This window comes from Mastigocladopsis repens PCC 10914, from assembly GCF_000315565.1.
GTDB lineage: Bacteria > Cyanobacteriota > Cyanobacteriia > Cyanobacteriales > Nostocaceae > Mastigocladopsis > Mastigocladopsis repens.
In genome coordinates, this window is record NZ_JH992901.1 from 4,502,144 (window position 1) to 4,517,471 (window position 15,328).

The 15,328-nt window shown below is 43.8% G+C and carries 15 protein-coding genes and 1 rRNA gene; 9 read left to right on the forward strand and 7 right to left on the reverse strand.

Going from position 1 to position 15,328, the window contains the following annotated elements; all coding sequences use genetic code 11:
* Positions 1-18: 18 nt before the first annotated feature.
* A 5S ribosomal RNA gene (gene rrf / locus MAS10914_RS0122015) occupies positions 19-136 on the forward strand.
* A 234-nt stretch (positions 137-370) separates the two neighbouring features.
* On the opposite strand, the gene MAS10914_RS0122020 is transcribed toward rrf, so the two are convergent.
* Complete coding sequence (locus MAS10914_RS0122020; protein WP_026082734.1) at positions 371-1,267, reverse strand: alpha/beta fold hydrolase; 897 nt, start codon at positions 1,265-1,267, stop codon at positions 371-373.
* A gap of 103 nt (positions 1,268-1,370) precedes the next feature.
* Between MAS10914_RS0122020 and MAS10914_RS0122025 the strand changes: the two genes are divergently transcribed.
* The 3 genes from MAS10914_RS0122025 to MAS10914_RS0122035 all read left to right on the forward strand — a co-directional run bounded on the left by MAS10914_RS0122025 (position 1,371) and on the right by MAS10914_RS0122035 (position 3,768).
* Positions 1,371-2,858 (forward strand): CIA30 family protein, encoded by a 1,488-nt coding sequence (locus MAS10914_RS0122025; RefSeq protein ID WP_017318111.1) that lies wholly within the window; start codon positions 1,371-1,373, stop codon positions 2,856-2,858.
* A 132-nt stretch (positions 2,859-2,990) separates the two neighbouring features.
* Positions 2,991-3,341 carry a hypothetical protein gene (locus MAS10914_RS0122030; protein WP_017318112.1) on the forward strand — a complete coding sequence of 117 codons (351 nt, stop codon included), beginning with the start codon at positions 2,991-2,993 and terminating at the stop codon, positions 3,339-3,341.
* Between the two features lie 22 nt (positions 3,342-3,363).
* Positions 3,364-3,768 (forward strand): GFA family protein, encoded by a 405-nt coding sequence (locus tag MAS10914_RS0122035; RefSeq protein WP_017318113.1) that lies wholly within the window; start codon positions 3,364-3,366, stop codon positions 3,766-3,768.
* A 13-nt stretch (positions 3,769-3,781) separates the two neighbouring features.
* Here MAS10914_RS0122035 and MAS10914_RS0122040 read toward each other — a convergent pair whose 3' ends face one another.
* Positions 3,782-4,009 carry a hypothetical protein gene (locus MAS10914_RS0122040; RefSeq protein ID WP_017318114.1) on the reverse strand — a complete coding sequence of 76 codons (228 nt, stop codon included), beginning with the start codon at positions 4,007-4,009 and terminating at the stop codon, positions 3,782-3,784.
* Between the two features lie 216 nt (positions 4,010-4,225).
* On the opposite strand from MAS10914_RS0122040, the gene MAS10914_RS0122045 reads away from it, so the two are divergent.
* Complete coding sequence (locus MAS10914_RS0122045) at positions 4,226-5,713, forward strand: aminotransferase-like domain-containing protein (RefSeq protein WP_017318115.1); 1,488 nt, start codon at positions 4,226-4,228, stop codon at positions 5,711-5,713.
* 545 nt (positions 5,714-6,258) lie between these two features.
* On the opposite strand, the gene MAS10914_RS0122050 is transcribed toward MAS10914_RS0122045, so the two are convergent.
* The gene (locus MAS10914_RS0122050; RefSeq protein WP_017318116.1) at positions 6,259-6,915 is read right to left on the reverse strand and encodes a DUF3386 domain-containing protein; all 657 of its coding nucleotides are present in this window, start codon (positions 6,913-6,915) and stop codon (positions 6,259-6,261) included.
* 106 nt (positions 6,916-7,021) lie between these two features.
* Between MAS10914_RS0122050 and MAS10914_RS0122055 the strand changes: the two genes are divergently transcribed.
* A complete protein-coding gene (locus MAS10914_RS0122055; RefSeq protein WP_017318117.1) occupies positions 7,022-7,702 on the forward strand; it encodes a helix-turn-helix transcriptional regulator in 681 nt (226 codons plus the stop codon).
* A gap of 45 nt (positions 7,703-7,747) precedes the next feature.
* On the opposite strand, the gene MAS10914_RS0122060 is transcribed toward MAS10914_RS0122055, so the two are convergent.
* Positions 7,748-9,676, reverse strand: coding sequence for an alpha-amylase family glycosyl hydrolase (locus MAS10914_RS0122060; protein ID WP_017318118.1), 1,929 nt, complete (start codon positions 9,674-9,676; stop codon positions 7,748-7,750).
* 520 nt (positions 9,677-10,196) lie between these two features.
* On the opposite strand from MAS10914_RS0122060, the gene MAS10914_RS0122065 reads away from it, so the two are divergent.
* Both MAS10914_RS0122065 and MAS10914_RS0122070 read left to right on the forward strand, forming a co-directional pair.
* Entirely contained in the window at positions 10,197-10,694 is a 498-nt protein-coding gene (locus tag MAS10914_RS0122065; protein ID WP_017318119.1) for a hypothetical protein, read from the forward strand.
* A gap of 18 nt (positions 10,695-10,712) precedes the next feature.
* The gene (locus MAS10914_RS0122070; protein ID WP_017318120.1) at positions 10,713-11,789 is read left to right on the forward strand and encodes a GUN4 domain-containing protein; all 1,077 of its coding nucleotides are present in this window, start codon (positions 10,713-10,715) and stop codon (positions 11,787-11,789) included.
* A 19-nt stretch (positions 11,790-11,808) separates the two neighbouring features.
* Here the strand turns inward: MAS10914_RS0122070 and MAS10914_RS0122075 are convergent, their stop codons facing one another.
* The gene (locus MAS10914_RS0122075) at positions 11,809-12,087 is read right to left on the reverse strand and encodes a helix-turn-helix domain-containing protein (RefSeq protein WP_198014995.1); all 279 of its coding nucleotides are present in this window, start codon (positions 12,085-12,087) and stop codon (positions 11,809-11,811) included.
* Positions 12,077-12,433, reverse strand: coding sequence for a type II toxin-antitoxin system RelE/ParE family toxin (locus MAS10914_RS0122080; RefSeq protein WP_017318122.1), 357 nt, complete (start codon positions 12,431-12,433; stop codon positions 12,077-12,079). Before MAS10914_RS0122080 ends, MAS10914_RS0122075 begins: the two co-directional genes overlap by 11 nt.
* Before the next feature lie 594 nt (positions 12,434-13,027).
* Between MAS10914_RS0122080 and MAS10914_RS30790 the strand changes: the two genes are divergently transcribed.
* Positions 13,028-13,405 carry a hypothetical protein gene (locus tag MAS10914_RS30790; RefSeq protein WP_017318124.1) on the forward strand — a complete coding sequence of 126 codons (378 nt, stop codon included), beginning with the start codon at positions 13,028-13,030 and terminating at the stop codon, positions 13,403-13,405.
* Between the two features lie 106 nt (positions 13,406-13,511).
* Here the strand turns inward: MAS10914_RS30790 and MAS10914_RS0122095 are convergent, their stop codons facing one another.
* The gene (locus tag MAS10914_RS0122095; RefSeq protein ID WP_017318125.1) at positions 13,512-15,251 is read right to left on the reverse strand and encodes a R3H domain-containing nucleic acid-binding protein; all 1,740 of its coding nucleotides are present in this window, start codon (positions 15,249-15,251) and stop codon (positions 13,512-13,514) included.
* Positions 15,252-15,328 lie beyond the last annotated feature (77 nt).

The window sequence follows — 15,328 nt, forward strand, 5'->3', positions numbered from 1 at the left end:
TCACTGACCACTGTCTTTCCTGGTGCCTATGGCGCAGTGGAACCACTCTGACCCCATCCCGAACTCAGTTGTGAAACGCTGCTGTGGCGACGATAGTTGGCGGGTTGCTGCCTGCTACAATAGCTCGGTGCCAGGTTTATTTTTAAGCAAAAAGCCTCTTTCTCCAACCCAGAAAGAGGCTTTTTGTTTTGTGTGATATGTACACCTGCAGCATTTAAAACGTAAGCTAACAGGTCTAGATGTTTATCAAGTAGAGGAATTAAGCAGTTGACCAAAGTCAGTTAATTAGGAATTTTTACGTTCTTCCTTTTACCGTGAATTCACGTAAAAAACTAGAGTGATTAGATAGAGTTGCGATTGTTAACATTACTTAAGTATTACCGTGTAAATACTGTTGTAACAAACCAATCACGACCTCTGGTTTTTCCAAATGGGGGAGAACTCCTGCACCTGGAATTATATGAAAATGCCGAATTGCACTAGAATTCAACTTTATCAAACGCTGTCCTAGCTTAACACTGGTAAACTGTGCTTCCTCACCCCAAAATATTACCGTAGGAATTGTTAGTTGTTGAATATACAAACTCAAGTCAAAGTAAAGGTCACCTCGCAAAAATGCTAAGGCGGCAAATTTAGCATTGGGCTGTTGTGCAGAGGCTAAGTAAGCCTGTACCATTTCCTCAGAAACTCGTTCTGGTTTGGCAAACAGAAAACTTTGCAAAAAGTTGCGTACCGCCAGTTCATTTTCAGCGCCTAAAGTATAAATTAGATTATCCAACAGGGGTGTGTTGATAACCTGAAGAGGAAGTCTGCGTCCAACACCTTGCCCAAAGTCATCAAATCCTGAGGGACACACCAGAAATAGCCCTTGGAATAAAAAAGGGTGGGCAATGGCGAGGCGAATAATCAAACCAGCAGTTAATGAAGACGCAACCACCGTTACAGGTGGGCGACAAGTATGTCTGATAAACTCTGCAATAGTCGTTAAATAATCGTTAATTTGGTATTCTCGCACGGGATGTGTAGATTCACCCCAACCGATTAAGTCCGGGGCTAATACCTGGTACGTAGCGGCAAAAGCAGGATAAACTTTAGACCATTCATAAGCAGAAGCCCCACCACCAAAGTTATGGAGGAAGACGAGGGGAGGTAAATTTTCTGTCTTAGCAATCAACCAAGGTTCAGTCGTTTGGGTATAGTAAACCATAAACCCTAGGGAAGTATTAATAACTTTTTGCCCAAAGCCTGGGGGTTGAAACTGTAGCATCATTAGATAAAGCCTAAACTCTTCTTTCTCAAATTTTCCCCTAGCACTTCATACGAAGTTGCTTCCAAACAAAGTAATTCGAGAAGACAAGGTGTAATGAATCGTGACTAACAAAAATCGCTCTCAATGGGATTTAGGGAGATTCATCCAAACCCTCACCTATTTTGAGGTCATTCCTTTTCTCAACTGGATACAGGATTTTATCCAAGGTCGTTCTCAGAGTAGCAGCGATATATCTAATGGAGCAAGACAAGTGGGTGTAATACTAGTAGTAGGTGCAACGGGTGGAGTCGGTAAGCGAGTGGTCAGACGACTACTGGAACAAAGTTATAAAGTGCGCGCACTTGTGCGAGACATCGACAAAGCACGGTCAATTCTTGGCAATGACGTTGAATTAGTCGGTGCGGATATTACCAAGCCTGAAACTCTGACTTCTCTCGTCATGGCTGATATACAAGCTGTGATATGCTGCACGGCTGTGCGCGTGCAACCAGTAGAAGGAGATACCCCAGAACGCGACAAATACAATCAAGGCATCAAATTTTACCAGCCAGAAATTGTTGGCGACACCCCTGAAAATGTGGAATACCAGGGGGTGAAAAACTTGGTAGAAGCTGCTGTGAAATATTTGCCCAAACCAGGGGAAAAATTCTTATTTGATTTCACAAAACCATCAACAGAATTAAAGAATACCTGGGGTGCGGTGGATGATGTCGTGATGGGTGGCGTGAGTCAAAGTCATATTCAATTGGTGGAAGAGACAGCTTTGTTTGCTGGTCATGTCTCAACCGCAAACTCTGGGGGATTTGCTTCTGTAAGAACAAAAAATTTCACTCCTCCTTTCAACTTATCCTCTTATGAAGGCGTGGAATTGCGTTTGAAAGGTGACGGTAAGCGTTATAAATTCCTCCTGCGTACAGAGGCACAATGGGATGGTGTTGCCTACAGTTTTTCTTTTGACACGGAGGCTAATACCTGGATAGATGTCCGCGTTCCCTTTGCCGATATGATTCCGGTATTTCGTGCCAAAACATTAAAAGATGGCTCGCCAATTGATGCTAGCAAAATTTGCTCATTTCAACTTATGTTGAGCAAGTTTGAATATGACGGCGAATTAAATCCAAAATTTTCTCCTGGTGGTTTTGCTTTGCAGGTGGAATCAATAAAAGCTTATGGTGGAGCAAATTTTCCACAGTTTATCTTAGTGAGTTCAGCGGGTGTGACTCGTCCCGGACGCCCCGGAATTAACTTAGATGAAGAACCGCCAGCAGTCAGATTAAATGACCAATTGGGAGGAATTCTAACGTGGAAATTGAAGGGAGAAGAGAGTTTAAGAGAAAGTGGAATCCCTTACACGATTATTAGACCATGTGCGCTCACTGAGGAACCAGGAGGCAAGGAGTTTATTGTTGAGCAAGGCGATAATATTAGGGGAAAAATCAGCCGTGAGGATGTCGCTCAACTATGTGTAGAAGCGCTACAACAAACTAAAGCGTGTCACGTCACGTTTGAGGTAAAAGAGGGAGAAAAGACCGCTAGTTCTATTGACTGGCAAAGATTATTTTCTCAACTGCAATCAAACTTACGCTAGTAGCGCGTCTATGTCAAAATTGTGTATTACGAAGCTTGAAATTGATTGACAAATCTTTATCCAGACTATCCTTCATGCACCAAATGAGCGTAGACGCCCTACTAAGCCTAATTTCATAGTTGGAGCAAAGCGATGAAACGTATTGGGCTGGTGGCGTTAGCCCTGTTTTTGGTGATTATGCTTTGGGGTGGGGTGTTTTCAAACACCGCCTTGTCTCAGCAAATAGAATCCCGCTTCTACAACCTAGAAGCGGACTTTAATCGTTTGGAATCTCGAGTAAGCCGCATTGAGGCGCAACTGGGTCAAACCGGTCGCGCACCCTCTAACGCACCAGCGACATCACCACCGTCTTCGCGTTCTGGAAGAAACGTGTCACAGCAAGAACGAGAGAAGATGTTTGATAGGCTTGCAACTCTGGTGATAGAACTTAAGCAGCAAGTCAATCAATTAGAGGGGCGAGTTGTTAAGTTGGAGAAACGCTAACCCAAATTCTCACTGAATTGACATGACAGCAAGTATCAATGAATCTGTGACTTATGAAGGCGGGTGTCACTGCGGTGCAGTGCGCTTTCAAGTGGTAGTTGACAACCACAAAGCTGATGAGTGCAACTGCTCAATTTGCAAAATGAAAGGCTTTTTACATTTAATTGTGCCGCAAGATAAGTTTACTTTGCTGCACGGCGAGGATAAGCTAACTAGCTACACATTTAACACAGGAGTCGCAAAGCATAAATTTTGCAGCATTTGTGGAATTCACTCTTTTTACATTCCGCGCAGTCATCCTGACTGCATTGATGTCAATGTCCGCTGTCTTGATGGCGATGTCATTTCGCGATTTGAAATTGTGAATTTTGATGGCGTTAATTGGGAGCAGAATGTCCACAAGTTGAGGGAAAAAACTGCGGATTGATTGGCGATCGCTGTTACCTGTAGTAACATTCCTCAATCCAAATTCGCATTTCTTCCTCAGAACCAAAACAAGCAGATCGTCCTGTGAGGGGGTCGTAAGCACGCCAAGAAAAAATACGACCATGACGGTCTGATTCCTGCCATACTTGCAGTTCAGAACTGCTAACCAGCCATATCACAACATGTTCCCAAACTTTTTTCAAGGGCAACAAAAGTTGTTTTGAAGTATTAAATATTTGCATAACAAATTACCTGCATGAAGAGAGAACTATTACTTTTACCTTCGCTCAGGAATTTAAGAGTGAGAAGGTACAGTTTTTGCAGATTTGTACTAGAACAGTTATGCACCTTGACAACTGTTCTAGTCAAAATTCGCCCAACTGTACCATGCACAACCGTGAAAAATCGCTTATATTGCCAGTAATAGTGCTGTTGTCGTCATAAGTGAGTGCGCCAAAATGAAGATTTTTTTAGATCGGCAGTCACCTAAGCCTATTTATTTGCAGATACGCGATCGCATTAGTTGTCTGATTAAATCCGGCGCACTGCAACAAGGCGATCGCCTCCCCTCAATCCGCTCTTTGGCAGAAAATTTGCAAGTTAATAAACTAACCATTATTGAGGCATACAACGTTTTAGAAGCAGATGGAGTGATTTGTGCTCGTCAAGGTTCTGGTTATTTCGTAAACACTCAGCCTCTGGTTTCTGCGAACCTGAAACCAACATTTGCCCCAGAGCAAGAGGTCATCATAAAAGAGCCAGGAGGCAATTCTTTTTTTGATATGCATGTGGCGAGAGTGCAAGCACAAGCTCAACCTGGAATGATTGATTTGAGTTTTGGCTTTCCTTGTCCACCGAAAAATATAATGCAAATTTCCAAACGAGCGCTCAAGCAGGTAGATGTATTATGTAAATACGACTTGCCACAAGGACAGTTAATACTACGCAGACAAATTGCTCAAATGTTGGTACATCAGGGACTGGATGTATCACCTGAGGATTTAATTATTACCAATGGCTCTGAGCAAGCTTTGTCATTGGCAATGTCTCATTTTGTGCAACCCGGAGATTGGGTGATTGTAGAAGCTCCCACCTATTATGGTGCGATCGCCATCTTAGAAAACTTAGGAGCCAAAATCATCGGTATTCCCATGAAACCCGAGGGGATGAATCTGGAATTGTTAGAGCAATACCTCAAGAGCCATCGCCCGAAATTAATCTACACCATCAGTACCCTACACAATCCTACCGGTTTGACGACCACTCAGACACATCGCCAAAAATTGCTGGCATTAGCCGAACAATATGAATGTCCGATTTTGGAAGATAATGCTTATGAAGGATTGAATTTTGAGCCTGTACCAGCGCCAATTAAAGCTTTAGATAAACACGAATTTGTGACATACGTCGGTACTTTTACTAAAACTTTGATGCCTGGGTTAAGAGTGGGCTATATGGTGGTGACAGGCAAGCATTATCAAGCAATTTTGGAGCGGAAATTAGTTCATGACATTCATGTATCCACGGTTTCTCAAGCAATAGTGAGTGAATTCCTTGCATCAGGACATTACCGTCGTCACCTCAGCCAACTGCGAGCGGAAAATATCCAAAGTCGCAATATTATGGTGCAAGCGATGGAGCGTTATTTTCCCGCAGAAGCAAAGTGGACAATTCCCAAAGGAGGGTTATTTCTTTGGGTGCAATTACCAGCCGATATTCCTATTCAAGCAATGACTAAGGAAGCCTTGTCGGAAAATGTACTGATATTCTGTGGTTCCGCATTTTTCCCCGATAAACAGGGTTATCCAGCGATGCGACTAACTTTTGCCAACTCACCACAGGACATCGAGCAAGGTATCTCTGTTTTGGGTAAATTGTTGAAAAAACATCTTGACAAAAGTGGCGAGAGGAGAAACAAATATCAAACGCTTGTTCACAGTATTTAGCTCCCCTTTAGCCTTCCTTCTTTAGCAGCGTGATTTCATTGGCTGGCTTTCAGGCAATACGGTTCAGTTATCGATTTTTAGTCAGATTCGGAGATATGCCCAGACGCTTCAAACAGCGCGTCTGGATATTGCCGTCCTGATAACGGTTTTGCTCTTATCAGCAACTGTATTGGGCTTTAAGGAGAAAAGATGCCCAAAAGCTAAATTTAAATGTGAAGCTTTGAAAAGTGTCCTAAACACCAGACATTTCCGGAACTGTAGAGGAACTCTCTGTAGTCCAATACAGAGAAGAACTTAAGAAAGAGAGGTTAAACAATGTTCAGTAATCTCGCTTTGATTGCTCTGGTGATTGTTTCTGCCCCAATTATCTGTCGTGCGACAGAAGTCAGAAACAGCAGAAGAAGTAAATAAATACTAGAATAGTATATTTCGATTGCTTATACAAAACCAAGTAGAATTTCCTGACAACTTGGTAACAAAATAAGACTCTAAAAATACAGGCTAATATATACAAATATTTGCATATATTAGCCCTATTACAAAACTTAGGCAGCAACAGGCTCCAACAACTGAATGTTGGAAAAGATAATTTCCTGAATTGATGTTTGTCCTTCTGTCTCGGTGCGAATCTCTCGGCGATTTAGGATAAAGTAATCACCAACCTTTTCGTACTCATCTGTAAATTCGCTTCTTCCGCCTTTTTGTTCAGCCGTTTTTGGGTCGTGGTATACGGAGTCATATTGATGAGACAGGTAGCCTTCGCCTGTATCGTGGCTGCTGAAGGTGTCAATCGTCACAACCACATTGTGGATATGACGGTGGACGTGGCTCACTTCATTGTTACGAACTTTGTAGCGATCGCCTTCGGACTTACCGCCTAAAAGAATCTCAACAGCACCAGTTTCGTCAGTTGCACCATAGCGAAATGTATTTGCGCCATGGGTTTCTTCAAAAGAGCGACGGATGCGGTGAATCGCAATCTCCCATGCTTGATTGTTAATGAACTGCTTCGCTTGCTCGTCTTCTACCTCAAAAACTTCCGCCTTGAGATTGGCGTTGACGCGAATTTTGCCTGTAAACACCTGCTCATCCTGCTTATAGGTGACATCTGCGGTGTAACCAGGGAAGTTTTTCTCCCAAGTGTAACGGTTTTCGTAAGCAGCACGAAAAAGTTCTTGGGCAGAAACTTGTGTTGCTGTCATTGTTTCTCCTATTGTCACCTGTTATGTTAGCTTTTTACCTTTGCTGCTATTAGCATAGAAGTAATTATGAACTTTCGCATAGACCCCAAGTGGGTACACCTATGGTATGTCTCATTCTCTTCAAACTGTATTTCATGAAATAGCTTCTGTCAGCAATGAGCAAGAACTACGACTAGCTCTGATAGATACAGTGGCAGAGTATTTTGGCGTGCAGCGTTGGGGTATCCATCTGCTGGGTGAGCCGTTTCCACCAGAGGTAGATGTTCAGGCTGTTCCAGGTGTATGTATGGAAAGTAACCCGGTTGGACGCTACGTGGTTGAACGTCATGCTCCTGCTCACGAGCAATTGGTGTTACCAACAGGAGACTGGAAGCATTTTTGCTCACGCCATGACCATGAACATGTGATGAGCGGACCCATTGTCTGTGATGGTCGTCTTGTAGGAACGCTTAACCTCGCTCGCGTGAGTGGGACTGCTGCTTTTAACGTGAACGATCTCGCTGATATGAGTGCTTTATGCCTTCATGTTTCAGCAAAACTTGCCACCCTACGGGCGAAACCAAACACATCGCACTCCCTGTTAGCAAGTCGTCTGACTCCCCGTGAGTTAGAAATTGCTGAGTTAGTCGCACAAGGGTTAACCAATGGGGAAATTGGCGAAAAACTTTGGATCACACAAAATTCTGTCAAACAAGCGCTAAAACGTATGTTCCGTAAGCTGGGAGTTTCAGCGCGTGCTGAGATGGTGGCAAAACTGCAAGATAGTTTGGGAGCGGTTATCAGTTAATTAATAACTGATAACTGTTAACTGTTAACTGTTAACTGTTAACTGTTAAGATTCGCGTCCGGGTGCCCAAGTATCACGCCATTTCACAGTCCCTTCTTTGGCAATTACCCAGCGACGATTCATGAGATTTTCTCGCAGGGGCGATCGCCCTTCTCGCAACATAGCGTATTTATAACTAATGAGCTTGCCAGCACTTTCGTTAAAGGGAATTTCAGCAAACCACGTATTCGTGTTAATATACTCCAGAGGGTATGCTTTGGCTATATCCCAATTGCCCAGTTCCGGACAGTCCCCAGTGACGACAATAATTTCACCTGGTTGAGTTTGTACACCATTAAGTTGAACTCGCACAATTGTTTGCCCTTTCACTCGTTCTCCAACTCGGCTTAAGACAATCACGCCTCGCTCTTCGAGTTGCAAGTCATAAATTTTACCATCTTTCACTTCATACTTGTTGCGAGTCATGACACAGGTGTGTTCCCCTTCAGGTAGTTCTGTTTCGACTTCTGGTATAGTGACTGCTTCGCCCCTGTTGAGTAAAACAAAGCACAACGAGTCCCGATAGCGACGTACGTAGCCGTAAACATCGGGCGTAATGTATTTTTGCCATTGGCTACCCATCGAAATCGCTGGATTGAGTCGCCGTAAGCCAGAAAGTAGCCTCATGTAACGATAAATTTCACTATCCGTATCCCAATTTTCCATCATGGGACGGTTGTATGGGTCATTTCCACCATTAGTGTCATCGTGGAGATATTGTTCCGTCCCATAATAGATGCAAGGAATACCGCGAGAAGTCATAATCAGGGTCATTGCCACTTTCAGTATCGCTGGATCAGAGTTCAGCGATTGGAAACGGGGCATATCGTGGTTGTCAAGAAAAGTAATTAACTCTGTGGCTCCGTTGTAGCGATAATCTTGGTCAAAAATCTCTTGAATCAGATGAAATCCACCTTCTGCACCTTGTGCTAAAGCTTCCCTAATGGCTACGCACAGCCCAAAGTCTAACATCGTCATGCCAGAATTATTGGCAAATTCTACAGAGCGATCGTCATAGGGATGGCTGAAAATCCATTCACCAAAAATAAACACATCTGGTTTGTGATTGTACATATCACCGGTGAATTCTTGCCAAAACCAGATGGGCATATGCTTAACAGTGTCTACCCGCAGTGCATCCACACCCCGGTCTAGCCATTGCTTAATTGCCGACTTGATATAATTACGATATTCAATATTGTTTTCGTTAAACGTTGCAAGACCGGAGAGTTCACAGTTTTGCACTTGCCATTCGTTTTCCCAGTCCTGCACTTCGCCATAATGGTGATACCAGTGCTGCTCATCATCATTAAAGTCAGCAATTTTCACTCCATCGTCGTATAATTCACCTTTAGTACCACTAATATCAGGGGAGCTATGGTTGCAGACAATATCCAGCACCAGCTTCATCTTGCGATCGTGCAGTTCCGCAATGAGCCTATCAAAAGTTGTATTTCTTGTTTCTTGGGTTTTGTTTAACGAAGGCTCTTCTCCTGTTGCAATGAAGCGAGGATTAATCCGCTTAAAGTCCTTCGTCCAATAGCCATGCATTGCTGCATTGCCAACAAACAAATCTTCAACTTGCTCAAACAAAGGAGTTAACCAAATCGCCGTCACTCCCATGCTTTTGAGATAGTCTAACTTATCGATGACACCTTGCAAATCTCCGCCCCAGTACTTACCCCAATCTTGTTTTGTGGGGTCATACAGCTCTGCATTTTCACCTTCGCTGTTTGAGCGATCGCCATCATGAAAGCGATCCACAACAATAAAGTAAATCGTTTCCTGACGAAATTCAATATCTCTGGTGTAGAGAAACTCTAGATCAATCTCTGTCTCTGATGGTGGAGTTTCTATAATGGCAGCTACTTCTGCCTCTGCGTCTTCTACCTTGTATTGATCTTCGGAAAACAGCGATGGAGGAGTATTTACCATATGAGGATGAAAAATTTTACGCAACTTAAGGTTTGCACATCCCAGAGTAGTCTATTTTTAAGTAATAGGTGTAACTACAAACAATGGTATTATCTACTCTCTCTTTGGTTTTAGGTATCTATCCCTAGCTAGTTTATAAATCTACTTATAATGATATTCCTATAGATAGAAGATAAAACAGAAAGAATATAGTAAATCTCTGTCAAGAAATAATTGAGGGTTAGACGTGTTTTGTAGTAAGCGCTTTAGCGCTAAACCCGCATTTCTCACAAATTATATTATTGAATACGTCATTGGCATACGTTACCCAATTGGGGATAGAGGATTTAGATAAAGCAAACTCTATTCGCCTGAGCGTGGTGCTTTGTTGGTACTCACTCGGAATTCACCGCTAGCAGGCTGTATGTAACTATTAAATTATTAAACTAAATTACAGATTTTCCTACAACCGCTCAAGTATGCTAGGTGGACGGTTGTTAAGACCTAAAAGCTGCGACTCTATACTAGTGACAACAAACTCATGCCTAAAATAGACCCCGCCAAGTTTAAAAAAGTCTCTGTCAGCCTTCCCTTTGGCATCGGTTCTGCTGAATGGGAAGCCGATCCAACGGAGCGTCGGGCTGCATGGTCGTTGTATGTTGAACTTGTTACCCGTATTGCTGTTCAACCTTTGGAAATTGACGAAGGACTGTTGCGTGAGGCGCTGACATCTTTATACAGTCTGTTTGGCATAACACGGGAAGTCCTCAAACAAGCTGGACCAGATGTTGGTGCATCCCGCGAGTCAGTTGGAGGTATTGCTATAGCGGTGTTGAATAATGGTTTGCGCCCCATCCTTGCCAAGTGGCATCCACTGTTGCAGACATGGGAAGCACAGCGTCCTCCTCACCTGAGTCCTAAAGAGCATGAGCGCAATTGGTCTGAGGAAGCGAATTTGCGGGATGAGTTGGAAGCGTTGAGAAGGGATTTGGAACAATATGCCAATGCTCTGGCAATTATTGCTGGTGTGAAGGAATAACACAGGAGAAGCTTCTAGATGTCCTACGCTCAACATCAATTCGATGTCTTCCTAGCTCATAACAGCCAGGATAAACCTCTCGTTAGAGCAATTGCAAATGAACTCAAGCGGCGCGGTTTAAACCCTTGGTTAGACGAGGAGCAAATTCCACCAGGACGCTCATTTCAAGATGAAATTCAACAGGCGATTCCACTGTCCAAATCTGCCGCCATATTTCTTGGTTTACAGGGATTAGGCAAGTGGCAGATCATGGAATTACGTTCACTGACAACAAGGTGTGTAGAAAATGGTATCTCTGTAATACCCGCCCTGCTTCCCGGTGTAAGCGAGTTTCCCCAAGATCTACTCTTTTTGAAAGAGTTTAAATGGGTAAGTTTCTCTGACGGAATTGATGATGAGAATGCGTTGTACGATTTGGAGTGGGGCATTACTGGGAAGAAGCCAGAGCCAATAGTGAAGGCGATCCCGCAAAGTCAAAGCGATGACGTCAGTTATGAACCGAAGAAAGAAGTCCCCAATACCCAAGAACTGAGAAACCTAGAAGTTATTGAAACTCAAAACACCCCGCAAAATCAACAAGATGATTTAGATGATAACCTCAGTAGCGCTCGCGGTGTAAACTACACGCAGCTGCGAGATTTGCTAAAAGCAGGACAGTGGAAAGAAGCGGATCAGGAAACTCTGACAGTTATGCTAAGAGTGGCTGGGAAAGAACAAGAAAGCTGGCTGAGAAAAGAAGACATTGAAAGTTTTCCCTGCACAGACTTACGCACCATGGACACTCTCTGGGCGAAGTATAGCAAAGAACACTTCGGCTTTAGTATGCAAAAGCATATTTGGCAGAGTGTTGGAGGGAACCCAGGTGTATTTAATGAAGAAACTTGGTTTAGTTTTGGTGAACGTGTAGGATGGCGAACAACAAGACATCATCAGATTTTTTTAGTTACTTGGACTTCTAGAGAATGGTCTTATTATTCTCAAATCAACTTCAACCTAGATGCTCCAGAAGGACATCTTCCGCGAATGTGGAACGAATGGCGAGGTGGGGTTGAGATATCTTCCATCGCGTCAAGACTTGTAGAGTGTAATGTATAGCTGCTTTGCGTCTACGCACTTATTGAATTTCTACATAAAGTTTCTTCCCCAAGGCATTCGCATATCTTTCTAAAGTAGAAATACCAACATCTGATCCATCGTTTTCGATTCTGATGATTATAGATTCATGCAAATTTAACCGACGTGCTAATTCTTCTTGTGTGATTCCCGCTTCAATTCTTGCTTGCGCCAGTAGCACCCCAATTTTAAAACTGGAATATCCAGATTCAAAATCTTCCGCGAACTCCGCATCGGTTTGCTTGCGTTTGGCAATGTATTTCTCTACATCACTCATCATTTTGCTTCCTGCTTAAATAATCTCTTTTTCGCTGTTCTGCTAACTCAATCTCGAGTGAAGGAGTTTTTTGTGTCTTTTTAGCAAATCCGTTTGTTAAAACAATCAAGTTATCATCTTCAAAAAAGCCAAGTAGACGAAATGTATTATTGCCTAGTTGAACTCTCACTTCCCAGATATCATCTGTATTCACTAATTTTTTAAGATATTGACTTGGAACAGAATCAAGTTCTTGAATCAGGCGTAATACCCATAGTACTTTTTGCGCTTGTTTGCCAGACAGAGAATCGAGAAATTCTTCAATAGGGCAGCGTTCCAAATCTGTACGGTAAAAGACAACCTCTCTCATTCGTCACTCAGCAAATCAGCCCGTAGGTTAGCAACAGTACCACGTTTTGCCGTACCTGTTCTCATTGCTTCCAGGGTTTGTGCTGCATTTGTGGCAATTTATTTACGCCGTTGTTCAACGCGTCTTTTATAAATCAGTTCCAGTAATAAATCTTGCTCTTCGGTTGAAAGAGCCTCTACATATTCAATGACTGTCTGTAAAGATACAGGCTTGCTCATCAGCAATGTTTAGTGAGTTGTATATTCCTTCATTTTATCTATATTGACATCTATACCTCTTCTTACTGCGCTGCAAGACAGCCAACACTCTAAATCTTGAAAAAACCAGCATATTCCAACCATAAGCTCAAATATGCACCTTAGCGGCGTCGCAGCAAATCCGCACATAGTCTTATGTTGTTTATAACCAAACTATGACTTCTGCTAGAAGAACGACTACCTTTTTACAGCTAGTCTTGACTTAGAGTCGGGGCATCTCAGTACTCTTCAAAATAGGTTATTCACTCCTTTTTAGGAGGAAACCTATGATTGAGGCGAGTCTGTGGAAGCCCCAAAACTGTGAAAAGTCTTGAGAATGAACTCATGGAGTCTTGTCATGATAAATTTGATTTCTAGAGCGATCGCTCACATCAATTCCCTACTTAACCAATTTCAGGTAAAGCGTTTTTTGGCTGTTGTCCTAGTTGGTTTTGTTGTGTTGACAACAAGCGTTAGTAATGAGAGTAGTAGCAAAGTCTTAACCAAGAAGATTGACCAAGCGGTACATCAAGGCGATTCCGACAGACCGAAAACAACAGGAGAATGGAATAAGGAAGCTCGTGAAACAGAAGATGCTCCTGGTGAAAGACTTCAAAAAATTGCAGGAGAATCAGCAGAAGCTGTAAAAGACTTCGGCAAGCTGTACCCAGACACTATTAAAACAAGTGCTGGTGCCCAACCCGATTATCCGGCGCAGGCAGGCAAGAAATACTAAATTTTTCTTTTTGTGTGATTTCAAATTAAGCACAAACACAGATTTTAGAGGTACAGGTGACAGGTTACAGGAAATGGAGAAACTGTAACCTATCACCTGTTACCTTTTACGCCGGATAAATCCGCAGACGCCGATTTGGTTCTTCCCCAAAGCTATGGGACTTCAGGCGATAGTGTTCTACCAACTCGTGCTGCATTTTCCGCACTTGTGGAGAACGGGGCAATAATTCGACTGGCTGTCCTTTGGGAATCACGATTTGCTCTACAGCAAGTCTTGCTTCTTCAAGAGCGTCCATCTCATCATCACTGGCGCTGTGAAGAAACAGTTGCATTTCGCGATCGTCGCCTACATCTGGGTCGTCGATGTTCAGCAACCGCCGCAACCCACGGGTAATCTGTGGTAGGGTGCTAGATTTGATCATGTGGATCGGGACTTGACGTGCTCTAGCCATTTGCCGTAATTTGGCATGGTTTTTGACGTGCGATCGCAGTGCCAATATTGCATCAGCACTATCGATATCTTTTGTCAAGACGACTGGTAAAGAAAGCACCTCAACGACCTGCTCCAATTGGCTGCGGCTGACGCCATAAGGGTATACGTGCAGTGGCAAATCTTCGCCATTAGGTCCTGCCTGTTTAGTGTTGGCAAAATCAAAGCCATCATAGTCATTTAAGGATTCATCCAACAAGCGGTCAAACTCACTGCGTCCAGAAACCTTTTGGGCTTCAGTAGGTAGTGACGGTAGGGGTACCATTTGTCCACTTGCACGCCAGCCGTTAGCCTGTCGTGCTGGTGGAACAAAAGATTCCTCTCCACCGAGTGTTTGTCCGCCACGACCGTTGATGGCGACGAGATGGCGGGTAATATTCACCTTGCCATTGTCATCGATAGTCCTGACTTGTGGGCTTGGCTGGCGTCCCCGTAGGAGATTATCCACTGTGTCAGCAACGCTTTCGTGGACGACCCAGCGCTGCCGTTCTGACATTTCTACAGCAATCTCGAAAGTGGGAGGGGCTTTGCGTTCCAAAACGGTCTTTTGAGACCCCCGTCGTCTGGCTTCATCGTCTCCCAACGTCACAGCTTGGATACCACCAACTAAATCGGCAAGTGTGGGGTTTTTTATGAGGTTTTCAATCTGGTTCCCATGGGCAGTACCTACCAACTGGACACCTCGTTCGGCAATTGTACGAGCTGCCAAGGCTTCTAGTTCTGTACCAATTTCATCAATGACGATGACTTCTGGCATATGGTTTTCCACTGCCTCAATCATCACTTGATGCTGCAAATCGGGATGAGCCACTTGCATTCGCCGTGAGCGCCCAATGGCGGGGTGGGCAACGTCACCATCTCCTGCGATTTCGTTGGAGGTGTCGATTATGACCACTCGCTTATTAAGTTCATCCGCCAAAACGCGGGCAATTTCCCGTAATGCAGTCGTTTTGCCTACACCCGGACGCCCCAGCATGAGAATCGATTTTCCTGTTTCCACCAAATCGCGGATCATGCCAATTGTGCCGAATATTGCCCGACCGACACGACACGTTAAGCCAATAATTTTACCGCTACGGTTGCGGATGGCACTGATCCTGTGCAGCGTTTGCTCAATTCCTGCCCGATTATCTCCGCCAAAGGTTCCCACTCTCTTAATGCAATCATCTATCTGTTCTTGCGTAACGGGTGTTTCGCTCAGATACTCTGCTTGATTAGGAAAGCGAGCCTCTGGGCGACGACCCAAATCCAAGACCACTTCTACTAGGCTATCTCGCTGCGGATGCTTTTCTAGTATTTGCCGCAGGTCTTGGGGCAAAATATCTAACAACTTTTGGAGATCGTCTGTAATCGTCATGCTTTCTATGGTGACGTTTTTTAGAGATAGGGAGAACACCTCCGTGGGGGGAATTCCCGCCCTTGGAAAATGTCCGG